Source organism: Actinokineospora sp. UV203, assembly GCF_056323665.1.
In genome coordinates, this window is the sequence record NZ_CM150484.1 from 2,266,255 (window position 1) to 2,286,463 (window position 20,209).

The 20,209-nt window shown below is 70.0% G+C and carries 21 protein-coding genes; 9 read left to right on the plus strand and 12 right to left on the minus strand.

Annotated elements, in window-relative coordinates:
- Positions 1-25: 25 nt before the first annotated feature.
- Together ACUZ2Y_RS10370 and ACUZ2Y_RS10375 are read left to right on the plus strand one after the other, a co-directional pair.
- Entirely contained in the window at positions 26-1,441 is a 1,416-nt protein-coding gene (locus tag ACUZ2Y_RS10370; protein WP_476329255.1) for a hypothetical protein, read from the plus strand.
- A gap of 49 nt (positions 1,442-1,490) precedes the next feature.
- Positions 1,491-2,405, plus strand: a complete 915-nt coding sequence (locus tag ACUZ2Y_RS10375; protein WP_476329256.1) for a phytoene/squalene synthase family protein — start codon at positions 1,491-1,493, stop codon at positions 2,403-2,405.
- Here ACUZ2Y_RS10375 and ACUZ2Y_RS10380 read toward each other — a convergent pair.
- On the minus strand, positions 2,374-2,742 hold the full coding sequence (locus ACUZ2Y_RS10380; protein ID WP_476329257.1) for an Rv2175c family DNA-binding protein: 369 nt from the start codon (positions 2,740-2,742) through the stop codon (positions 2,374-2,376). The genes ACUZ2Y_RS10375 and ACUZ2Y_RS10380 overlap by 32 nt on opposite strands.
- Before the next feature lie 89 nt (positions 2,743-2,831).
- Here ACUZ2Y_RS10380 and ACUZ2Y_RS10385 point away from each other — a divergent pair, with 89 nt between their 5' ends.
- The 4 genes from ACUZ2Y_RS10385 (at position 2,832) to ACUZ2Y_RS10400 (ending at position 8,734) form a co-directional block, all read left to right on the plus strand.
- The gene (locus tag ACUZ2Y_RS10385) at positions 2,832-4,955 is read left to right on the plus strand and encodes a protein kinase domain-containing protein (protein ID WP_476329258.1); all 2,124 of its coding nucleotides are present in this window, start codon (positions 2,832-2,834) and stop codon (positions 4,953-4,955) included.
- 85 nt (positions 4,956-5,040) lie between these two features.
- On the plus strand, positions 5,041-6,318 hold the full coding sequence (locus tag ACUZ2Y_RS10390; RefSeq protein ID WP_476329259.1) for a wax ester/triacylglycerol synthase family O-acyltransferase: 1,278 nt from the start codon (positions 5,041-5,043) through the stop codon (positions 6,316-6,318).
- Between the two features lie 41 nt (positions 6,319-6,359).
- Positions 6,360-8,129: an N-acyl-D-amino-acid deacylase family protein gene (locus ACUZ2Y_RS10395; RefSeq protein ID WP_476329260.1), complete on the plus strand. Its 1,770-nt coding sequence runs from the start codon at positions 6,360-6,362 to the stop codon at positions 8,127-8,129.
- The gene (locus ACUZ2Y_RS10400; protein WP_476329261.1) at positions 8,126-8,734 is read left to right on the plus strand and encodes a TetR family transcriptional regulator; all 609 of its coding nucleotides are present in this window, start codon (positions 8,126-8,128) and stop codon (positions 8,732-8,734) included. Before ACUZ2Y_RS10395 ends, ACUZ2Y_RS10400 begins: the two co-directional genes overlap by 4 nt.
- 288 nt (positions 8,735-9,022) lie before the next feature.
- Here ACUZ2Y_RS10400 and ACUZ2Y_RS10405 read toward each other — a convergent pair whose 3' ends face one another.
- Together ACUZ2Y_RS10405 and ACUZ2Y_RS10410 are read right to left on the minus strand one after the other, a co-directional pair.
- The gene (locus tag ACUZ2Y_RS10405; protein WP_476329262.1) at positions 9,023-10,411 is read right to left on the minus strand and encodes a class II 3-deoxy-7-phosphoheptulonate synthase; all 1,389 of its coding nucleotides are present in this window, start codon (positions 10,409-10,411) and stop codon (positions 9,023-9,025) included.
- 166 nt (positions 10,412-10,577) lie between these two features.
- On the minus strand, positions 10,578-11,945 hold the full coding sequence (locus tag ACUZ2Y_RS10410) for an amidase family protein (RefSeq protein WP_476329264.1): 1,368 nt from the start codon (positions 11,943-11,945) through the stop codon (positions 10,578-10,580).
- Between the two features lie 103 nt (positions 11,946-12,048).
- Here ACUZ2Y_RS10410 and ACUZ2Y_RS10415 point away from each other — a divergent pair, with 103 nt between their 5' ends.
- Entirely contained in the window at positions 12,049-12,486 is a 438-nt protein-coding gene (locus ACUZ2Y_RS10415; protein ID WP_476329266.1) for a CHRD domain-containing protein, read from the plus strand.
- A gap of 1 nt (position 12,487) precedes the next feature.
- Here the strand turns inward: ACUZ2Y_RS10415 and ACUZ2Y_RS10420 are convergent, their stop codons facing one another.
- From ACUZ2Y_RS10420 to ACUZ2Y_RS10440, 5 genes are all read right to left on the minus strand, one after another.
- The gene (locus tag ACUZ2Y_RS10420; protein ID WP_476329268.1) at positions 12,488-12,883 is read right to left on the minus strand and encodes a type II toxin-antitoxin system VapC family toxin; all 396 of its coding nucleotides are present in this window, start codon (positions 12,881-12,883) and stop codon (positions 12,488-12,490) included.
- Positions 12,880-13,149, minus strand: a complete 270-nt coding sequence (locus ACUZ2Y_RS10425) for a type II toxin-antitoxin system VapB family antitoxin (protein WP_476329270.1) — start codon at positions 13,147-13,149, stop codon at positions 12,880-12,882. Before ACUZ2Y_RS10425 ends, ACUZ2Y_RS10420 begins: the two co-directional genes overlap by 4 nt.
- Before the next feature lie 27 nt (positions 13,150-13,176).
- Complete coding sequence (locus ACUZ2Y_RS10430) at positions 13,177-14,202, minus strand: 6-phosphofructokinase (protein ID WP_476329272.1); 1,026 nt, start codon at positions 14,200-14,202, stop codon at positions 13,177-13,179.
- A gap of 115 nt (positions 14,203-14,317) precedes the next feature.
- A complete protein-coding gene (locus ACUZ2Y_RS10435; protein ID WP_476329274.1) occupies positions 14,318-14,821 on the minus strand; it encodes a polyadenylate-specific 3'-exoribonuclease AS in 504 nt (167 codons plus the stop codon).
- Positions 14,822-14,830: 9 nt separating this feature from the next.
- Complete coding sequence (locus tag ACUZ2Y_RS10440) at positions 14,831-15,586, minus strand: lysophospholipid acyltransferase family protein (protein WP_476329276.1); 756 nt, start codon at positions 15,584-15,586, stop codon at positions 14,831-14,833.
- A 227-nt stretch (positions 15,587-15,813) separates the two neighbouring features.
- Here ACUZ2Y_RS10440 and ACUZ2Y_RS10445 point away from each other — a divergent pair, with 227 nt between their 5' ends.
- Complete coding sequence (locus tag ACUZ2Y_RS10445; protein ID WP_476329278.1) at positions 15,814-16,575, plus strand: alpha/beta hydrolase; 762 nt, start codon at positions 15,814-15,816, stop codon at positions 16,573-16,575.
- Positions 16,572-17,036, plus strand: coding sequence for a hypothetical protein (locus ACUZ2Y_RS10450; protein ID WP_476329279.1), 465 nt, complete (start codon positions 16,572-16,574; stop codon positions 17,034-17,036). The genes ACUZ2Y_RS10445 and ACUZ2Y_RS10450 overlap by 4 nt, the downstream gene beginning before the upstream one ends.
- 20 nt (positions 17,037-17,056) lie before the next feature.
- On the opposite strand, the gene ACUZ2Y_RS10455 is transcribed toward ACUZ2Y_RS10450, so the two are convergent.
- From ACUZ2Y_RS10455 to ACUZ2Y_RS10470, 4 genes are read right to left on the minus strand one after another with little or no spacing between them, the layout of a single operon-like run.
- Entirely contained in the window at positions 17,057-17,992 is a 936-nt protein-coding gene (locus tag ACUZ2Y_RS10455; protein ID WP_476329281.1) for an ROK family glucokinase, read from the minus strand.
- Complete coding sequence (locus ACUZ2Y_RS10460; protein ID WP_476329283.1) at positions 17,989-18,384, minus strand: hypothetical protein; 396 nt, start codon at positions 18,382-18,384, stop codon at positions 17,989-17,991. The genes ACUZ2Y_RS10455 and ACUZ2Y_RS10460 overlap by 4 nt, the downstream gene beginning before the upstream one ends.
- Positions 18,381-19,544: an ArsA family ATPase gene (locus ACUZ2Y_RS10465; protein WP_476329285.1), complete on the minus strand. Its 1,164-nt coding sequence runs from the start codon at positions 19,542-19,544 to the stop codon at positions 18,381-18,383. Before ACUZ2Y_RS10465 ends, ACUZ2Y_RS10460 begins: the two co-directional genes overlap by 4 nt.
- A gap of 13 nt (positions 19,545-19,557) precedes the next feature.
- Positions 19,558-20,004 (minus strand): SRPBCC family protein, encoded by a 447-nt coding sequence (locus ACUZ2Y_RS10470; protein ID WP_476329287.1) that lies wholly within the window; start codon positions 20,002-20,004, stop codon positions 19,558-19,560.
- Between the last annotated feature and the right edge of the window lie 205 nt (positions 20,005-20,209).

The window sequence follows — 20,209 nt, forward strand, 5'->3', positions numbered from 1 at the left end:
CGAGATATCAGTGAGGTGGGGTGCGGTGACCCGGGTACCAAGGCGCGGCCGGTTGGCGGCCGTGTTCGGATCGGCCGTGCTCGCGGTGGCCGGATGCAGCAACGCCGTGTCGGGCAGCCCGATCGCGGCCGAGGTGGCGCCGCCGACGGCGGCCGAGTCGATCACGCAGTCGTTGATCAACCTCGGCGAGGCGGGCGCGGTCCACTATCAGGGCACGATGTCGTCGGCCTCGGACGACCCGGTGACGTTCGACCTCACCGCGGCGCAGACTGGCGAGATCCACGGCACGTTCACCCTCGACGGCAAGCCCGCCACCCTGCTCGTGGTCAACAAGGCCACCTACGTCAAGGCGACCGCCGACTTCTGGGCCGCCCTGTCCGGGGTCGGCAACGGCGAGAACAAGGGCACCGCGGTGGCCGATCGCTGGGTCAAGGTCCCCAGCAGCCTGATCGGGATCGAGTTCGGCGACGTGTTCCTGCCTGACGTGCTCGGGCAGAACCTGGCCAAGGGCAGCGAACAGGCGGGCGATCGCGCGATCGGCGACGGCGAGCGGGTCGACATCGGGTCGGCGCGCGCGGTCAAGGTCACCACCGGCGGCGGCACGGTCTACGTCGACGAGAAGGCGCCGCACGGCGTGCTCAAGGTCGAGACCGACCGGGTTGGCCGCGCCGACACCAGCAGCGTGCGCGACCTGGTCGCCACGGTCAACGACACCTCCGCCGAACTGGGCAAGTTCTACCAGGACACCGCGACCCAGGCGGCGGGCCTCACCGCCCCCATCGACGTGCTGACCACCGTCACGGAGGGCACGCACAACTTCGACGCCTGCGGCGCGGCGAGCTGCTCGATCATCGTGCAGTTCACGAACCCGGGGAAGGTCGCGGTCAAGGTGTCCGTGCGCGGCGTCTGGCAGGGCGACAACGCCCCGCTCGGCGTGTGCGACGCCACGGCGGGCCCGGTCGCCCCCGGTCAGGGCGGCAGCGCCACCTGCACGCTGGCGAGCCCGGAGTGGGTCAAGTTCTACCAGCGGGCGAACTCGGTGCCGGGCAACCACCCGTACAGCGTCGAGTGGTCGACCGTGGTCCTCGCCGAGGCGCCCGACCTGGCGCAGCTCACCGCGCGGGCCGGGGCGAAGCCTGCGGACCCGAAGGCACCCAAGGCCGAGGGCTCGCACTACGTCTACGCGATCACCTACTCCGACTCCGCCCGCCAGGCGAAGGTCTGGAAGTACGGCGTGGTCGCGGGCAAGTTCTGGGAGGACCACGCCGACCAGCAGCTGCCGACGTGCCTGCGGTCCACCGGCTCGGGCTGCGGAGTCGACCTGGTCACCGCGACCGACCAGGCGGCGTCGGCGCAGGGGCTGGCCCACCAGCTGGTCGACAGGTACAAGACCGAGAAGGGCGAATGCCCCACCGGCCAATGGGCGAGCTGTAAGCGCTGACACGTTCGAATCAGCTCCGTCGGGCGCGCGTGCGACGATGGCGCGCGCCATGCGTGCCCACGAACCCACCCTCCGAACCGCCTACGCGGCGTGCCGCCGGATCAACGCCTACTACGGGCGCAGCTACTTCCTCGCGACCCGGCTGCTGCCCGCGCGCAGGCGTCCCGCGGTGCACGCCCTCTACGCGTTCGCGCGCTTGGCCGACGAGATCGTCGACACCCCCGGGCCCGACCCGTCCGGGGCGCTGGGCGACCTGGAGATCTGCCTGAAGGACGCGCTCGCGGGCCAGCCCACACCGCACCCGGTGCTGCCCGCGCTGGCCGACACGGTCCGCCGCTACGACCTCGACCCGGGGCTGTTCACCGACTTCCTGGCGTCGATGCGGATGGACCTGACCGTCACCGACTACGCGACCCTCGACGACGTCGCCGTCTACACGCACGGGTCGGCCGGGGTGATCGGGCTGATGATGCTGCCCATCCTGGGCACGGTCGGCCCGCGCGCCGAGGCCGCGCCCTACGCGCGGGGTCTTGGCGAGGCATTCCAGGCGACGAACTTCCTGCGCGACGTCGCCGAGGACCTGGCGCGGGGCCGGGTCTACCTGCCCGCCGACCACCTGGCGGCGTTCGGGGTCGACCGGGAGCGGCTGCTGCACGCGGTGCGGACCGGCCGGACGGACCGGGCGATCCGGCGGGCGATCGCGCACCTGGTCGCCCACACCAGGGCCCTCTACCGGGCCGCCGAGCCCGGTATCGACCTGCTCGACCCGGTGGCGCGGCCGTGCGTGGAAACCGCGTCACGGCTCTACGGCGGGATCCTCGACGAGATCGCGGCAGCCGACTACGACGTGCTGGCCGGACGCGCGGTGGTGCCCCCGGCCCGGCGGCTCGCGGTGGCGCTGCCGGGGGCTGCCAAGTGCCTGGCGGCGCGGGTCAGAACGCGAGAGCCTGCGCGCGGCGCTTGACCTCGCGGCCCCGGTCGCCGCGCAGCGCGTCGATCGGGGTGCCGGGGAGGGTCTCGTCCTCGGCGAAGAGCCAGCGCAGCATCTCGTCGGGGCCGAACCCGGAGTCGTGGAGCACGGTGATCGTCCCGATGAGACCCTTGACGACCTCGCCCTCGTCGTTGAGGAAGGCCGCGGGGACCAAGAGCACGCCCTTGCGGCGGATGGCGATCAGATGGCGGTCACGCAGCGCCTGGTGCACGCGGGTAATGGGCTGGTTCAGCCGCTCGGCGACATCGGGCAGCGGAAGCACGTCGACCGAGGCGTCCAGGACGTCGGTGGCGGCGGGAATCGAACTCACGAGGAACAACGATAGTCACAAGAGGCGCTAGGTCACAGATAGGCGGGCACGCCCACGCGCGTCGGCGTGGCTCCGTACGATCCACGACTGTGGCGGACAAGGGACCGAGGCTGATCGGAGCACTGCTGGAGCAGCGCTACCGAGTCGACGCGCTGCTCGCGCGCGGGGGCATGTCGGCGGTCTACCGGGGGCTCGACACCCGGCTGGACCGGCCGGTGGCGATCAAGGTGATGGATTCCCGGTTCGCCGATGACAAGTCCTTCGTCGAGCGGTTCGAGCGGGAGGCCCGGTCGGCCGCGAAGATCCACCACCCGAACGTGGTCGCCGTGCACGACCAGGGACTTGACGGCGAGCACGTCTACCTGGTGATGGAGCTCGTCTCCGGCGGCACCCTGCGTGACCTGCTCGCCCAGCGCGGGACGCTCCCCGCGCCGCTGGCCGTGGCGATCATGGAGCCGGTCCTGGCCGCGCTCGGCGCCGCGCATGAGGCCGGGCTGATCCATCGCGATGTGAAGCCGGAGAACGTGCTGATCGGGGCGGGCGGCGTGGTCAAGGTCGCCGACTTCGGGCTGGTCCGCGCCGTGGCCAGCCCCGGCACGACCAAGAGCAGCGTCATCCTCGGCACCGTGTCCTACCTCTCACCCGAGCAGGTCGAGGCGGGCACCGCCACCGCGCGCGGTGACGTTTACTCCGCGGGCATCGTGTTCTACGAGATGTTGACCGGGAGCACCCCGTACCACGGCGACAACGCCCTGTCGGTGGCCTACCGGCACGTCAACGAGGACATGCCGGCGCCCGGCTCGTCCACTCCCGGCATCCCGGCGCTGCTCGACGACCTGGTGGTCCGGGCGACCCGCCGCGACCCGGAATCGCGGCCCGCCGACGGCGCCGCTTTCCTTCGCGAGCTGCGGTCGGTCCGCGAGCAGCTCGCACTGCCCCGGATGCGGGTGCCGCTGGTCGAGTCGCCGCCGATCGATGTGACCGTCCCGGTGCCGCCCGCCGAGGTCGCCGCGCCCGTCGGGGAGGACTCCACCCGCGCCGTCGTCCCGATCCTGGCCGACCCCGAGGCGACCGTGCGCAACATGCCCGTGCCGAACCTGGCGGTGCCGCCGCCGGACGCGACGGTGATGCGACAGGCGCCCACGGGGTTCAGCGGCGGCGGTCCACAGGGGACACGCGCGATGCTGCGCTCGGACCTGGAGAAGGTGATCGACTCGGCGGCGGCGCACCCGATGCCGCCGACCGGTCCGCACCCGGTGCCGCACTTCGCCGGCCCGCACAGCGGTCCGATCCATGTCGGCCCGCCCGCCCCTCCCCCGCCGCCGCCGTCGCGGACGAAGAAGATCGTCGGCTGGAGCGTGGCGGGCGTGGTGGCGCTGGCGGTGCTGGTCACGTCGCTCTGGTGGTTCACCAGCGGGCGCTACACCGAGGTCCCGCTCGTGCAGGGCAAGGACTCCGCCGCCGCCGAGCAGGCGATCCGCGCGGCCGACCTGAATCCGAACGTGACCACGGTCCGGCACAACGACATCGCCGCGGGCGAGGTGATCGGCACCGAGCCCGGCGCGGGCACCGAGGCGCTGCGCGGCGACGAGGTGAAGCTGATCGTGTCCGCCGGCCGCCCGGTGGTGCCGGACGTGTCCGCCGGGTCCACTGTGGAACAGGCTGAGCAGCTGGTGCGCGCGGCCGAACTGCAACCGCAGCGCGACGACGGCAAGAACGTCTTCGACGAGAAGGTCGCCAAGGGAACGGTGGTGCGGCTGGACCCGCCGCCGGGCACCAAGCTGCAGCTGGGCCAGCGGGTGATCATCGTGTTGAGCAGGGGACCGGCCCCCAAGCCGGTGCCGGACGTGCGTAACAAGACCCGCGACGAAGCGTTCAAGATGCTGCAGGAACAGGGTTTCGAGCCGTTCGACGGACCCGCTGAGTTCTCCGGGGACGTCGAGGGCGGGCGTGTGGTGCGCACCGATCCCGCGCCTGGGACCAAGGTCGCGCCCGAAGCAGGCAAGCGGGTCTCGGTCGTGGTGTCGAACGCGGTCACCGTGCCCGACATCGGCAACAAGACGGTGCCGGACGCGCAGGCGGCGCTGGCGGCGCTGGGGCTGGAGCTGGACTTGGGCGTGTTCAACAATCCCAACGGGATCATCCGCGCGCAGAACCCGCCGCCCGGCACGAAGGTCCAACGCGGCACCAAGATCGGGGCCTTCGCCTTCTGAGTGTGACGAACTCGATCGGGTGATTACTCCGGCATAGACCCACGGGGGTAACCCGGGTGTCATCTCGGCCTGGTGTCGTTGAGGCATGCCCCCTACGACCCCTCTCAGCGGACTGGACGTCGCTTTCCTGAGCCTGGAACGCGCGAGCACGCCCATGCACGTGGGCGCGGTCGCGGTGTTCCGACCGGACACCCCGGTCGATCCGGACGATGTCGCCCGCCTCCTCGCCGACCGGATCGACGCCATGCCAAAGCTGCGCAAGCGGGTTCGGTCGACTCTCTTCCCGCCCGGCGGCGCCGAGTGGACGTCCACACCGGACTTCCGCGCGGCCGACCAGATCTCGGCGTACCGCCTGCCCGAGGAACTCGACCTGCTCGACGCCTACGCCTCGTCGTGGCTGGAGCGGCCGCTGGACCTGAGCAGGCCGCCATGGGACCTCCACGTCGTCACCGGCCTGCCGCACGGCGAGTTCGCGGTGCTGTTCAAGCTGCACCACTCGCTCACCGACGGCGCGGGCGCCGTCGAGATCGCCGCGGGCCTGCTCGACGGTCTCTGCGAGCACCCCCAGCCCGCCGAGTCGGCTCCCGCCCCGCTGCCCGGGCTGCTCGACCGTGTCCGCCAGGGCGTGGACGTCGCGGGCTCGGTGGTCCAGGCGATGCGGGCGCCCTGGTCGGCTCCTCTGTTCAGCCGGACCACGCCCGCCCGCGAGTTCGCCCGGGTGCGCCTCGACCTGGCCGACATCCGGCACATCCGACGCACCCACGGCGGCACGGTCAACGACGTGGTCCTCGCGGTCCTCACCGGCGCGCTGCGCGACTGGATGGCCGCCTCGGGGCGCAAGGTCGACGGCGTCGACGTGCGCGCGCTGATCCCGGTCAACGTCCGCGGGCGCGGTGACGTCGGCGGCGGCAACCAGATCTCCGGCTACCTGTGCGACCTCCCGGTCGGCGAACCCGATCCGGTCGCCCGGCTCAGGACGGTCCGCACGGCGATGGACGCCAACAAGCTGGCCGGTCCCAAGAAGGGGGCGGGCGCGCTGTCGATGATGGCGTCGTGGCTGCCGCCGCTGGCCCACCGGGTCGGCACCCGCCTGCTCGCGGCGGCGACGCCGATGCTGTTCGACACGGTCGTGACCGCGGTTCCGTTCCCGCCCATGGTCTTGCGGCTCGCCGGCGCGGAGATGCGCGAGGTGTATCCGATCGTGCCGATCGCGCCCGGCCACCGGGTGAGCATCGCCGTGTCGACCTACCGCGACGGTGTCCACATCGGAATCAACGCGGACGCGGGCGCGGTCGCGAACCTGGGCCGTTTCGCCGACGCGATCGTCAAGTCGACGGCGACCCTGCACGAGCTGTGCGCCTGACCCGTTGACATTTTGAGACCGATCGGTTTCTATCTTCGGTCATGACCTGGGACACGCTCATCCGCGGTGGCCGGTGGTTCGACGGCACCGGCGCACCGTCCGCCATCCGCGACCTGGGAATCAAGGACGGCCGGGTCGCCGCCGTGTCCGCGACCCCGCTCGACGCGGCGGGCCGCGCGAACGTGATCGACGCGGCCGGACAGTGGGTGGTACCGGGGTTCATCGACATCCACACCCACTACGACGCCGAGGTGCTGCTGGCGCCCGGGCTCTCCGAGTCGGTGCGGCACGGGGTCACGACCGTGCTGATCGGCTCGTGCTCGCTGGGCACGCTGCACGTCGACGCGCTCGACGCCGCCGACCTGTTCAGCCGGGTCGAGGCGATCCCGCACGACTGCGTGGTCAAGGCGGTCGAGGAGCACAAGACCTGGTCGAACGCGGCCGAGTACGTCGCCGCGCTGGAATCGCTGCCGCTGGGTCCGAACGTCACCTCGTTCCTGGGGCACTCGGATCTGCGGGCCGCGGTGATGGGCCTGGGTCGCTCGACCGACCGCAAGGTCAAGCCCAGCGCCGCCGAACTGGACCGGATGCGGGACCTGCTCGAGGACGCGTTGGCGGCCGGGTTCGTCGGGCTCTCGGAGATGCGCAGCCCGTGGGACAAGCTCGACGGCGACCGCTACCGATCCCGCACCCTGCCCTCGACGTACGCGTCGTGGAAGGAATACCGGGCGCTGCACCGGATCCTGCGCCGGGCCGGTCGGGTGCTGCAGTCGATCCCGAACCTGACCACACCCACGAGCCTGGTGCCGTACCTGATCGAGTCGATGGGCTTCGGGCTGCGGCCCGCCCTGAAGACCAGCTTCCTGACCGCCGCCGACGTCAAGGCGAACCCGGCGATCAGCCACATCATGGGCCCGGTCGCGGGCTTCACCAACCGGGTCGGGCGCGGCGACTTCCGCTGGCAGCACCTGCCGGTCCCGTTCGACATCTTCGCCGACGGCATCGATCTGGTGGTGTTCGAGGAACTCGGCTCGGGGGCGGCGGCCCTGCACCTCAAGGACGAGGCGCGCACCGAGCTGATGCGCGACGAGGCCTACCGGCGGCGGTTCCGGCGTGAGTACGACCGCAAGTGGACGCCCCGCGTGTGGAACCGGGACTTCTACGACGCGCACATCCTGGCCTGCCCGGACGAATCGGTGGTGGGCAAGACGTTCGGCCAGGTCGGCGACGAGCGCGGGCTGCACCCGGTAGACGCCTTCCTCGACCTCGTCGTCGAACACGGCACCGGAGTGCGTTGGTACACAACGATTTCCAACCACCGCCCGAAGGTGCTCGACAAGCTCAGCTCGCTGCGCGACGTGCAGATGGGCTTCTCCGACGCGGGCGCGCACCTGCGGAACATGGCCTTTTACAACTTCGGGCTGCGGTTGCTGCGCCGGGCGCAGGTGAGCGGGTTCATGACCATCGAGCGGGCGGTGCACCGGCTCACTGGTGAACTGGCCGACTGGTACGACATCGACGCGGGACGGATCCGCGAAGGCGATCGGGCGGACCTGGTGGTGATCGACCCGGCCGGGCTCGACGAGTCGGTCGACCAGTTCAGCGAGGCGCCGGTGGAGGTCTTCGGTAACCTCAGCCGCATGGTGAACCGCAACGACCGCGCCGTCACGGCGACGCTCGTCGCGGGAAACCAGGTGTTCGGCACGGGTGAGTTCGCCCAGCCCCGGCGCACCGGCCGGTTCCTGCGCGCGGGCGAGGCTCGCGGCACGGTCGACCCGGCGACGGTGCGGGAGACTGTCGGGGGCACGTGAGCCAGCAGCAGCGGCGCAGCCAGCAGGAACGTCGGGAAACCACCATCGGGCTGTTGATCGACGCGACGATCGGCGCCATCTCTGAGGTGGGGTACGCGCAGACTTCCCTTGGGGCGGTGTGCGAGCGGTCGGGCGTCTCGAAAGGCGGCCTGTTCCGGCACTTCGACTCGCGGCTGGACCTTGTGGTGGCGGCGGCATCGGAGGTCGCGCGTCGGCATACGGAAAGTGTGCGGGCTCGGTTCGCCGAACTGCGGGCACCGACGATCGCCGACGCGCTGCGGGTGATGCGGGAGCGGCATCGGGCTCAGGACAACGTGGTGTGGTTCGAGCTGATGGTGGCGGCGCGGACCGATGCCGAGTTGCGTTCGCGGCTTTCGGTGACTGGTCAGAGGTTCTTCGCGGAGCTACTGCAGATCGCGCGGACTGTTCGCGGAACTGAGGTGTTCTCGGACGCGGAATTGGAGCTGCTGGTCAACACGTTGGAGCACACGTTTGACGGGGAGACGATTCGGCGGGAGATCGCGCCTGATCCGGTGGTTGAGGACCGGCGGCTGGAGTTGCTGGTGGAATTCGCCGAGTTTCTTGCTGCTCGGGCGGTTCGTTAGACGGGTTCGCACTTCGGGTGCCTGCTTGGGTGGTTCGCTGCGGCGGGCTGGGGCCGCTCGTGCCGCCTGTTCGCCGGCGGGTGTCTCGGGCGTCTCGGGCGTGGGTGGCTGTTCGGGTGGTTCTGTTCTGCCCCTTGCGAATCGGGGTGGTCGCGGGGTCGCGGGGTTCGCCTCGGTCGCGGGGTTCGCGGCGGTCGCGTGCGTTGCGAGGCGGTGGGGCGAATGCACGAAGTGCTCTTCCTGGAGTGGGTTATCCGCTCCAGGAAGAGCACTTCGGTCTTCATCTGACTATGAGCGGAGCATCTCCGCGACCAGGAAGGCCAGTTCCAAGGACTGCTGGGTGTTCAGGCGCGGGTCGCAGGCGGTCTCGTAGCGGCCATGCAGGTCCGCATCCGAGATTTCCTGGGCGCCGCCGAGGCACTCGGTGACGTCCTCGCCGGTGAGCTCCACGTGGATGCCGCCCGGGTGGGTTCCCAGCCTGCGATGGACCTCGAAGAAGCCCTGGACCTCATCCACAATCCGGTCGAAGTGGCGAGTCTTGTAGCCGGTCGACGACTCGTGGGTGTTGCCGTGCATCGGGTCGCACTGCCAGATGACCTTGTGGCCGGAGGCTTCGACCTTCTCCACGATCGCGGGCAGGACGTCGCGGACCTTGCCGTTGCCCATGCGGCTGATCAGGGTCAGCCTGCCGGGCTCGTTGCGCGGGTCGAGCCGCTGGACGTACTCGACGGCCTGTTCCGGGGTGGTCGTCGGGCCGATCTTGAGGCCGATCGGGTTCGACAGCAGTTCCGCGAACGCGATGTGCGCGCCGTCGAGTTGGCGGGTGCGCTCCCCGATCCACAGGAAGTGCGCCGACAGGTCGTAGAGCTTGGGCTCCGGGCCGGTCGCGTCCAGCCGCAGCAGTGCACGCTCGTAGTCGAGAAGCAGTGCCTCGTGGCTGGCGAACACCTCCACGGTGTGCAGCGAGCTGTCCTCGACACCACACGCCTGCATGAAGCGCAGGCCGCGGTCGATCTCAGTGGCCAGGGCCTCGTAGCGCTCACCCGCGGGTGAGGTGCGCACGAAGTCGCGGTTCCAGTCGTGGACCTTGGTCAGGTCGGCCATGCCCGCGGCGGTGAGGGCGCGCAGCAGGTTCATCGCCGCGCCCGCGTTGGCGTAGGCGCGGATCATCCGCGACGGGTCCGGCACGCGGGCCTCGGGGGTGGCGACCAGGGAGTTGACGATGTCACCCCGGTAGACCGCCAAGCCCAGCGCGTCGGTCTTGTTCGACCGCGGCTTGGCGTACTGCCCGGCGATGCGGCCGACCTTGACCACCGGCATGCTCGCGCCGTAGGTCAGGACGACCGCCATCTGCAGCAGCGTGCGGATGTTGCCGCGGATGTGCGGCTCGGTGTTGTCGACAAAGGTCTCGGCGCAGTCGCCGCCCTGCAGCAGGAACGCCTCACCGTTGGCCACCTCGGCGAGCCGGCGGCTGAGCCGGTCGATCTCGGCGGGCACGGTGATCGGCGGCACCGACTCCAACAGGGTGCGCACCTGGCGCACCTGGTCGGCGTCGGGCCACTCGGGCTGTTGCGCGGCGGGCCGCGCAAGGGCGTCGTCGAGTCGGTTACGCAGCGTCGGGGGCAGCGGGGGCAGCTCGGGAAGCGTGTCCACTGGCACGTCCACGGTCCAGTTCACGTGTCCAAGAGTAGGAGGTCGGACTTGGCGACCGCACAGCGGGACACCGGGTCCCATCACGTGGACGACGAAGGCCTTGACCGATTCACCGGGCCGGGACCTGTCAACTGATGCGCGCGTACCCGATTTTCGCTGGTGGAAGCCGGTTTCGCCGGGCCTGGAAGCCTCAGAGGTCGGGCCTGCGATCGACCCACGGGTGAGCCCGCTCATACTGCCCGGCCAGCGACAGCAGCAGGCGCTCCGAGCGGTCCGGGCCGATCAGCTGGACGCCGATCGGCATGCCCGTCTCGTCCCGGCCGACCGGGAGGGCGGCGACCGGGTTGCCCAGGACGTTCCACGTCGGGAAGTACGGGATGCGGTGCGTCACGCCCGCGTACGTCGCGGACAGGCCGCTGCCGTGGAACTGCCCGATCCGGGTGGGCCTTCGGGTCCACGATGGCTGCAGGATCACGTCGAAGCGGGTGAAGAACTCCTCCATCACCCGCCGCAGCGGGGCCTCGCCCGCGTGCGCCCAGCGCAGCGTGCTGTCGGGGATGCGCCTACCGAGGGCGGCGACCTTGCGGGTGCGCGGCTCCAGCCACTTCGGGTTCGGCAGCTTGGCGACGTCTTGGGCGACGCCACGCAGGTAGCGGATCAGGAACTGGGTGGACGGGCCGGTGCCGAGCGCGGGGTCGGCGACGGTGACCCGGTGGCCGAGGTCGCGCAGCCGGTCGGCGGTGTCGACGACGGCCCGCTTCCAGCGCGGATTCATCGGCGTCGGGCCGAGCGGCGTGCGCCAGGACAGGGCGATGCGCAGGGTGCCGGGGTCGGTGGTGACCGCGTCGCCGTAGGTGCCGCCGTCCTCGGCGATCACGTCGAGCATGGCGGCGGTGTCGGCGACCGTGCGGCCGAGCGGGCCGATGACCGACAGGCCGCTCCAGGTGCCGGACCACGGCGTCACGTCGACGAGGTCCCGGGAGGTCTTGACGCCGAAGATGCCAGTGGCGGCGGCGGGCATGCGGATCGAGCCGCCGCCGTCGGAGCCGGTGGCCACGCCGACGATGCCCGCGGCGATGGCCGACGCCGAACCGCCGGAGGAGCCGCCGGGGGTGTAGTCGAGGTTCCACGGGTTGCGGGTGGCGCCGTAGGTCAGCGTCTCGGTGAACGGCCAGAGGCACTGCTCAGGGGTGAGCGTGTGGCCGACGATCACCGCGCCTGCCGCGCGCAGCTTCGCGACGACGGCGCTGTCCTGCTCGGCGGGCGGCGTCTGCGGGCGGCCGCCCTTGGTGGTCAGGCCGCCTGCCACGTCGGTGTCGTCCTTGACGGCGACGGGGACGCCGAGCAGCGGTGTGCGCTCCCCCGCGTCGAGTCTGCGCTGGGCGGCCAGGGCGGCCGTGCGCGCCGCGTCGGCGTAGAGCACGCGGAACGCGTTCACCGTGGGGTTCACCGTCTCGGCCCGGCGCAGCACGGCTTCGAGCAGTTCCGGCGCGGTGACCTGACCCGCGCTCAGCGCCCGTGCCTGCGCGTGGGCTCCGGCCCAGAGCAGATCTTCCATGGCGGGCACCATACCCGCGGGTAAGGCGTTCGTGGTCCTGCCGTTGAACCCCGGGCTGTCGGCGCGCGTTGTCTTAAGGGGGATCCCGATCTGAGGAGACGACATGGCCAGAGCACTCACCTTGATCACCACCACCGCGGCGGCGTTCGTGCTGACGGCGGGTGTGGCGGCCGCGGCGCCCGCGATCCCGCTGAACCCGGAGCAGGAGACGGGCACGGTGGTCAGCGGCGGCAGCGGGTTCTTCACCTACGAGGTCGACGGCAGCGAGCTCTGCTACACCCTCAAAGTGCGGAAACTGACCGGAAGCCCGGTCGCCGCCCACATCCACATCGGCGACCGCGACGTAGCGGGCCCAGTGGTCGTCGGCCTGGCCACCCCACCAGCGGCGACGAGCACCGTCTCGGCGTGCGTCACCGCCGTCGAGGGCGGCGCGCTGACCCCGGCGGAACTTGCGGGCATCGTCGCCGACCCGCGCTCCTACTACGTCAACGTGCACACCGTGGCCTACCCCGCCGGCGAGGTACGCGGCCAACTCAAGTAGCTCAGCCGAGTTCGACGAGAGGCAGATCTGTCTGCGGGAAATCGTCGCCGACACACAGCAGTGGTTCACCCGCGACGTAGGCGATCGCATAGGTGAGGCAGTCTCCGAAGTTCAGCGCCGCCGGATGCCGCCCTTTGCCGAATCGGACGAACGCGCTCTGAGCGATCCGCCAGTGCGTTTCTGAGAAAGAGAGAACATCGACGTTCTTCTCCTGGAGAAGGGAGTTGAGCAGAACTCTTCCGACATCGCCCATGCGGCCGGTGAGCACCATCGATGCCTCCAGCAGTGTGGGGGCGCCGATCCTGCAGACCTCCGCGCCGTCAAGTCGGTCTGCCAGCTGATCGCTGCCTTCCTCCTGGAGGAGCACGGAAACGATCGCGGAGATATCGAGGATCACACGCCCTCCGGGCCGTAGCCGAGGATCTCTTCGCGCATGGCCTTGGTTGTCGTCTTGCCGCGCACTTCCGGCGGAACATGCGGCCAGATCTCTTCTTGGAGAAAGCTTCGGAAGCTCCGCTCGCGCCGGCCCGCCGTCGCTTCGACAAGGCGGTCCCGGCGCTCGCGGAGCGCGTTGCGCACCGCGGCGGTCTTCGTCTCACCGGCGAGTTCCGCCACCTCCGCGGCCAGGCGCTCAGCCTCGGGATCTTTGATGTTCATCGCCATGGTGTAAGTCTACCCAGAATGGTGTAATCAGCCGAAGAAGATCTCCGCCTCCGCATACCGCTCCAGTGGCACGGTCTTGAGCTCGGCCGTCGCCTCCGCCAGTTTGACCCGAACGATGTCCGTGCCACGCAACGCGACCATCACGCCGAAGTCGCCATCCGCCACGGCGTCCACCGCGTGCAGGCCGAAGCGGGTGGCGAGGACTCGGTCGTAGGCCGTGGGTGTGCCGCCGCGCTGGGTGTGGCCGAGGATGACGGCTCGCGACTCCTTGCCGGTCTTGGCGGCGATCTCCTCGGCCAGCCACTGGCCGACGCCGCCGAGCCGGACGTGGCCGAAGGCGTCCTTCTCGCCGCTGGCCAGCAGCTCCGCGCCGCCCTCGGGAAGCGCGCCTTCCGCCACGACGATGATCGGGGCGAACTGGCGCTCGAAGCGGCGCTGCACCCACTCGATGACCTTGTCGACGCTGAACGGGCGCTCGGGAACCAAGATCACGTTCGCGCCGCCCGCGAGACCGGAGTGCAGGGCGATCCAGCCCGCGTGCCTGCCCATGACCTCCACGACGAGCGCGCGGTGGTGGGACTCGGCGGTGGTGCGCAGCCGGTCGATCGACTCGGTCGCGATGTGCACCGCGGTGTCGAAGCCGAAGGTGTAGTCGGTGGCGCCAAGGTCGTTGTCGATCGTCTTCGGCACGCCCACGACACCGATGCCGTCGTCGGTCAGGCGCTTGGCGACACCGAGGGTGTCCTCGCCGCCGATGGCGATCAGCGCGTCGACCTTGAGTTCGGACAGGGTCTGGCGGATCTTTTCCGGGCCGCCGTCGACCTTGTACGGGTTGGTGCGCGAGGAGCCGAGGATGGTTCCGCCGCGGGTCAGGATGTCCTCGACCTCGGCGAGACCGATCGGCTTGGTGAGCCCTTCGAGCGGGCCCTGCCAGCCGTTGCGGAAGCCGACGATCTCCCAGCCGTGCCCCTCGATGCCTTTTCGCACCACGGCCCGGATGACCGCGTTGAGACCTGGACAGTCACCACCACCGGTGAGCACGCCGACGCGCATGTCTTCGACCTCCTCCGACTTCGCGAGCAGTGACCGCCGTCACCACTTCGACGCCAAGCCTGCCGGCTACTGAATCGGTGTAGCAAGGAGGGTGCCCAGGGTGTGGACAAGTGCGTCAGTCCGCGACCATCGTCTGCCACTCGGCCTCGATGATCCGCCACCGGACGAGGTTGTGACGGGCGTCGGCGAGAGCGTCGTGCGCGTCGTTGGGCGGGGTGGGCAGGTGCGGCTTGCCGACGTCCTCCCAGCGCTGCCGCAGCTCCCGGGTGAAGCGGGGGATCTCCCGCGGCAGCGCGGGCATGGCGCCCCAGAGCTGGCCGAGGACGACGTGGTCGTAGGCGCCGAACCAGGCCCACAGCTCCATCTTGTCGCGCGTCTTGGGCGTGGTCAGGAACTCCAGCAGGCGCTTGCGGATGGTCGCGCGGTCACACCACGCCTTGTCCGCGGGCGAGGGCAACTTGTCGAGGACGTTGTCGCGGACCCACTGGCCCGCCTTGTTCGGGTCGAACTCGGTGGAGACGGCATAGAACTCGCGGCCGTTCTCGTCGACGACACCGATCGACACCAGGTCGATCGTCGTTCCGTCCTCGATGAACTCGCAGTCATAGAAGAATCGCACCGAAGAAGCCTAGCTGGCCTCGGTTTCCGGGATTCGCGCGTCGCGCTTGAGCTGGGTCGGCACGTCGGTGATGGTCCCGGCCTCGTGCGCGGCCCGCAGTTCCTTGGCCTTCGCCGCGTACACGTCGACGTACTCCTGGCCGGAGAGCTCCATCAGGGCGTACATGATCTCGTCGGTGATGGACCGCTCGACGAACCGGTCGCCTTCGAGTCCCTCGTAGCGGGAGAAGTCCAGCGGCTTGCCGATCTTGATCCGGATCGGGTACGGCCGCCACATCTTCGAGCCGATCGGGTTCGCCTTGTCCGTGCCGAACATCGCGACCGGGATGACGGGCACGCCCGCCTGCAACGCGATCCGCGCGATTCCGGTCTTGCCCTTGTAGAGCCTGCCGTCGGGCGAGCGGGTGCCCTCCGGGTAGATGCCCAACAGGTGCCCCTCGCGCAGCAGCCGGATGCCGGTGCCGATCGCGGCCTGAGCGGCTGACCCGCCGGAGCGGTCGATCGGAATCTGACCCACACCGACGAAGAACAGCTTCTTGAGCTTGCCCTTGATCCCGGGCGCGGTGAAGTATTCGATCTTGGCTGGGAACGTCACCCGGCGGGACACCTTCAGCGGGAGGAAGAACGAATCCGACACCGCCAGGTGGTTGCTCGCCAGCAGCGCGCCGCCCTCGGCGGGAATGTTTTCCGCGCCTTCGATCTTGGGACGGAAGAACAGGCGCAGCAAAGGTCCCAGGAAGACCCACTTGACCAACCAGTACACCACGCGACCAGCGCTCCCGTTCTCCCCTGAATCCCACCCGAGCCTACGAACCCCCGGTGGCCCGCACAACGCTACGGCCAAGCGGTAACACGAACGCACCGAGGCGAGTCATCCGAGTCATCCGAGTACACAACGACGAAACCACGGGCACGGATCCGGTCACCGAAGCGCCAGTTCGTGCGACTATGGCCACATCCCAGGCTCACCGAGCTGATCATAGGAGGAGCGGGGTGCCCGCTATCGAAGGCGCGCAGGCCTACGCGAACGATGGGTCCACCGAGATCGGTGTGCTGCTCAGCCACGGTTTCACCGGCTCGCCGTTCAGCATGCGCCCGTGGGCCGACCACATGGTCGCCCAGGGCTACAGCGTCCGGGTGCCGCTGCTCCCCGGCCACGGCACGCGCTGGCAGGACATGAACCGCACCGGCTGGCCCGACTGGTACGGCCGGGTGTCGGAGTCCTTCGCCGAGCTGCGCGAACGCTGTGACCAGGTCTACGTCTTCGGCCTGTCCATGGGCGGGGCCCTGTGCCTGCGGCTCGCGGAGGAGCATGGGGACGCGATCGCCGGGGTGGTGCTGGTCAACCCGTCGATCATGACCTTGCGCAAGGAGATCCGGTTCGTCGGGATGCTGTCCAAGATCGTCCCGTCGGTGCCCCCGATCAGCGACGACATCGCGTTGACCGGCGTCAGCGAGTACGCCTACCCCCGCACTCCCCTGCGCGCGATGGCGAGCCTGACCAAGTTCTGGGCGCTCGTACGGCAGGACCTGGGCAAGGTCGACCAGCCGCTGCTGGTGCTGCACTCGGCGGTCGACCACGTGGTGGAGCCGGAGAACTCCCGCGAGATCCTGCGCGGCGTGTCCAGCGCCGACGCCACCGAGGTGGTCCTGGAGAACAGCTTCCACGTCGCCACCCTCGACCACGACGCACAGCTGATCTTCGACTCCAGCGTCGAGTTCGTCCGCCGGATCAGCGCAGGTGAGCGCGTGTGATCAACCGCCCGGGCGACGGCCCAGAAGACGTGGACGCGGCCTTCGCCGAGATCATCGCCGACCTCGAACGCGAAGGGATCGGCCGCGACGTCGAACAGCGCCGAGCCGACACGGTCCAGGAAGAACCGGAACTCCCACCGGCACCGCCTGCCCCGGCCACGGCATCGGCTTGGCGCGGCCACGAGACCGACTTCGACTGGGCGGGCGACGACGACGACCCAGGCGGTTACGAACCGCCGGAACCGCCACCCCTGCCGCGACTGCGCCCGCTGACAATCATCGCGATCGTCTTGTTGGTGATCGGCGTAGTCCTACTGGTCCTGCCCAACATCATCGGTTTGGATCCGCGAATCGCGACGCCGATCGCCTTGATCTCACTCGCGGGCGGGATCGGATTCTTACTGATGCGAGTGCGCAAGACGCCGCCCGACTTTGATGGGGACGACGGGGCTCAGGTTTAACCGCTTGTGGGGTGCACGGGTCAGCCCTTTATCCCGCACGCGAGGGCCGCGCCCACCAGACCTGCGTCATCGCCGAGATGCGCGATCCGCAATCGAGCCAACGGCCGATGCCCAGCACCGGTCACAACAGCCCGATAACGATCCCGAGCGTCATCGAGGAACAACGGCCCGGACTCCGAAACCCCACCCGCGATCACAATCAGCTCGGGGTCGTAAACATCCGCGACAAGCGCCAACCCATCCCCCAACCACTTCGCGAGATCCGCCATCGCGAGCAACGCCACCGGATCGCCCTCGCGAGCAGCGGCAGCAACCTTCCTCCCGGTCAACGCCCGAGCGTCCCGAGCAGCCTCCCGAACCAGCGTCGACGAAGGATTCCGGGCCAGGAGATCCACCGCGGTCGCGCTCAGCGCGGTCCCACTGCAGTACCGCTCCCAACATCCCGACTTCCCACACGGGCATGGCCGTCCGCCTGGCATCAACCGCAGATGCCCAAGCTCGGGCGCCACCCCATGCGCACCCCGAAACAGCTTCCCGTCGATCAGCAGCGCACCGCCGATTCCGGTGCCGATAGCGATCAGCAGGCCGACACGCGCCCCACGAAGAGCGCCGAAGTGGTATTCGGCCAAGGCGGCCGCGTTGGCGTCGTGCTCCAAGACCACGGGCAGCCCGATACGCGAAGCAATGCGGTCGGCGACGGGGGCCGCGCGCCAAGCCAGGTGCGGCGCGAACATCACCGAGCGGCGGTCGTTGCCGACGAAACCCGCCACCGCGAGCCCGACAGCACTCACCTCGTGCTTGCGCCGGAGCGTTTCGATGGTCGAGCAGATCACGTCTTCCAACTCGGCCTCGCCGCTCGGCGTCGAGCCGCGGGCCGTGTCGAGCACCGAGCCGTGGGCGTCCACCACACCCGCCCGGACGCTGGTGCCGCCGATGTCGACACCGATGGCCGTCAATCCGGTGTCATCCCCTTGCGCCGCACCACGATCCGCTGCACGCGCGGCGAGTCCGACGGCGCGGGCGGCTCCGGGCGGAACCCCGGCATGTGCGGGTCGGCCTCCGGCTCCCACCGGTCGGCCAACACGGCACGCAGCAGGGCGACGAGGTCGGCGACGCGGTCAAGTCCGCGGGTGGCCATCTCCGACGGCTCGCCGCGCAGCAGGGCGATCAGCGCGCACACCGGGCACCACTGGCACGACTCACCGGGTGGGGCGGGCTCGTGTTCGTCGTGGGTGCTGACCGCGACCCGGTCGAGCCACGGGCCCGCGCGCTCGGCGACAGCGGCCATCAGCAGCCGCAGCTCGTCGGCCAGCCGCGACCCCGGGTCCTGGGCGGTCGTCTGCGTCAAGGACGCTCCTCATGGCCGGGCGCGAAGCGCAGGACCAAGCCGGCACCGTCGGCCTCGGCGTCGATAACGGCGTAGCGCCGAAGCATAAGCGGCAGCGCGACGAGCCTGCGCACGCCGTCCACAGTGACCGCCAAATCGTCACCGACCCGAACCAGGTCCAGGTCACAGCCGTCGAGAAGCGGCAGGGCGACCGTGAGCAGGTAGTCGTCGCCGTCGGCCTTCACCGACAGCAGCGGCACACCCGGCCTGCGCAGACCGTCGAGCGGATCGATGCCCGCGTAGAGCTCGTCGGCGAGGTCGATGAGCGCGCGCGAGCCGATCGGTTCGGCCGCACGGTGTTCGACCACGTGCACCGACAGCGGAGTCGAGGCGTCCAATTCGGACAGCACGGCGTCCTGTTCGGACCGGCGGGTGCGCAGCCAGCTCGCCGCGGGGCCCTGCCACAGCCGGGCCTTGGGCACCAGCCGGTTGGCGATGAGCGCGTCCACATGCACCCCGCGCAGCGCGAGCGCGGCCAGCGTGCGGCGGGTCTCGGCCACGACAAGCCGCTCCGGGGTGAGCACGAGTCGCACGCTGGTCATCGCCGGGTCCGTCAGCACATCACGCAGTCCCGCCAGGTGCGTGGCCAGTGTGGAGATCGACTTGGCGGCGGAGCGGACCTGCGCGCTCGCGAGCATTCCCCGCGCGGACCCGAACACGCGGTCCAGATACCCGGCTACCGCTTCCGGCAAAGCCAGCAGCCGCAACGTTTCCGCGGTCGGACCGCAGTCGACGACCACGACATCCCACGGCCCGCTCTCGGCGAGCCGGGCCACTTCGGACAGCGCGAGCAGCTCGTCGACGCCGGGCAGGACAGTGAGTTCCTCGGCGTCGAGTTCGTCGAGGCCCGCTCCCGCGAAGACCCCGCGCAACTGGTCGCGCAACTCCGGCCACGACCGGTCGACCAGCGACCGGGCGTCGACGTGCGCGGCGTAGAGCGAAGTGTCCACTTCGGACGGCTCGGCGCCCAGGACGGTGCCGAACGCGTCGGCGAGCGAGTGCGCGGGATCGGTGGACACCACCAGTGCCTTGCGGCCGGACGCGGCGATGCGGGCGGCCGTCGCCGCGGCCAGGGTCGTCTTGCCCACCCCGCCCTTGCCGGTGAAGAGCAGAATCCGCACGCGTCGCCCTCCGCTACAGCGCTTCGACGCGGCGCTTGAGCTCCTTGAGCGCGGTGTCCATGATCACTTTCTCGGCCTTGCGGCGGAACAGGCCGATCATCGGCACCATCAGCTGCACGGACAGGGTGTAGGTGACCGTAGTCCGGCCAGTCCGGCCACCCTCCTCGCGCAGCGCGTAGCGGCCCTTCTGCGAGCGCTGCATCTGCCCCTTGACCAGCGTCCAGTCGACCGTGAGACCGTCGTCGGCCCAGGTGTAGGCCAGGGTGTAGACGTCCTTGAACACCCCGGCGTCGAGGGTGAAGGTGACTTCCTCCCCGCGGCCGTCGGCGTCACGGGAGAGCACTTCGCTCTGTTTGACCGCCCCCGCCCATTCGGGATATGCCTCGAAATCTGCGATTACCGCCATGATCGCGTCCGCCGGGGCGTCGACGACGATGGACTGCGTGGACTCGTCGGCCATAGTTGGGCAGGTTACCGTTGCGAGTGCGAGAACTCTAATGAGCCCACGTCTCGCAGCCCGCCGTTACCAGCGGGCGGTCCCCGTCTTGACCACCGAAGTGGTGCGGGGTTGACGCTTCACAGCCACCTGCCGAGCCGGGCTCGGTCTTCTGGTCGGCTCCACGTCCATCGACACCCCCAAGTCTCCGAACTCGAACCGCGCCCAA

Coding starts and splice junctions, on each gene's coding strand:
- ACUZ2Y_RS10395 (WP_476329260.1), top strand. CDS start 6,360: ATGACCTGGGACACGCTCATCCGCGGTGGCCGGTGGTTCGACGGCACC.
- ACUZ2Y_RS10430 (WP_476329272.1), bottom strand. CDS start 14,202: ATGCGCGTCGGCGTGCTCACCGGTGGTGGTGACTGTCCAGGTCTCAAC.
- ACUZ2Y_RS10375 (WP_476329256.1), top strand. CDS start 1,491: ATGCGTGCCCACGAACCCACCCTCCGAACCGCCTACGCGGCGTGCCGC.
- ACUZ2Y_RS10470 (WP_476329287.1), bottom strand. CDS start 20,004: ATGGCCGACGAGTCCACGCAGTCCATCGTCGTCGACGCCCCGGCGGAC.
- ACUZ2Y_RS10390 (WP_476329259.1), top strand. CDS start 5,041: ATGCCCCCTACGACCCCTCTCAGCGGACTGGACGTCGCTTTCCTGAGC.
- ACUZ2Y_RS10425 (WP_476329270.1), bottom strand. CDS start 13,149: ATGGCGATGAACATCAAAGATCCCGAGGCTGAGCGCCTGGCCGCGGAG.
- ACUZ2Y_RS10415 (WP_476329266.1), top strand. CDS start 12,049: ATGGCCAGAGCACTCACCTTGATCACCACCACCGCGGCGGCGTTCGTG.
- ACUZ2Y_RS10410 (WP_476329264.1), bottom strand. CDS start 11,945: ATGGAAGATCTGCTCTGGGCCGGAGCCCACGCGCAGGCACGGGCGCTG.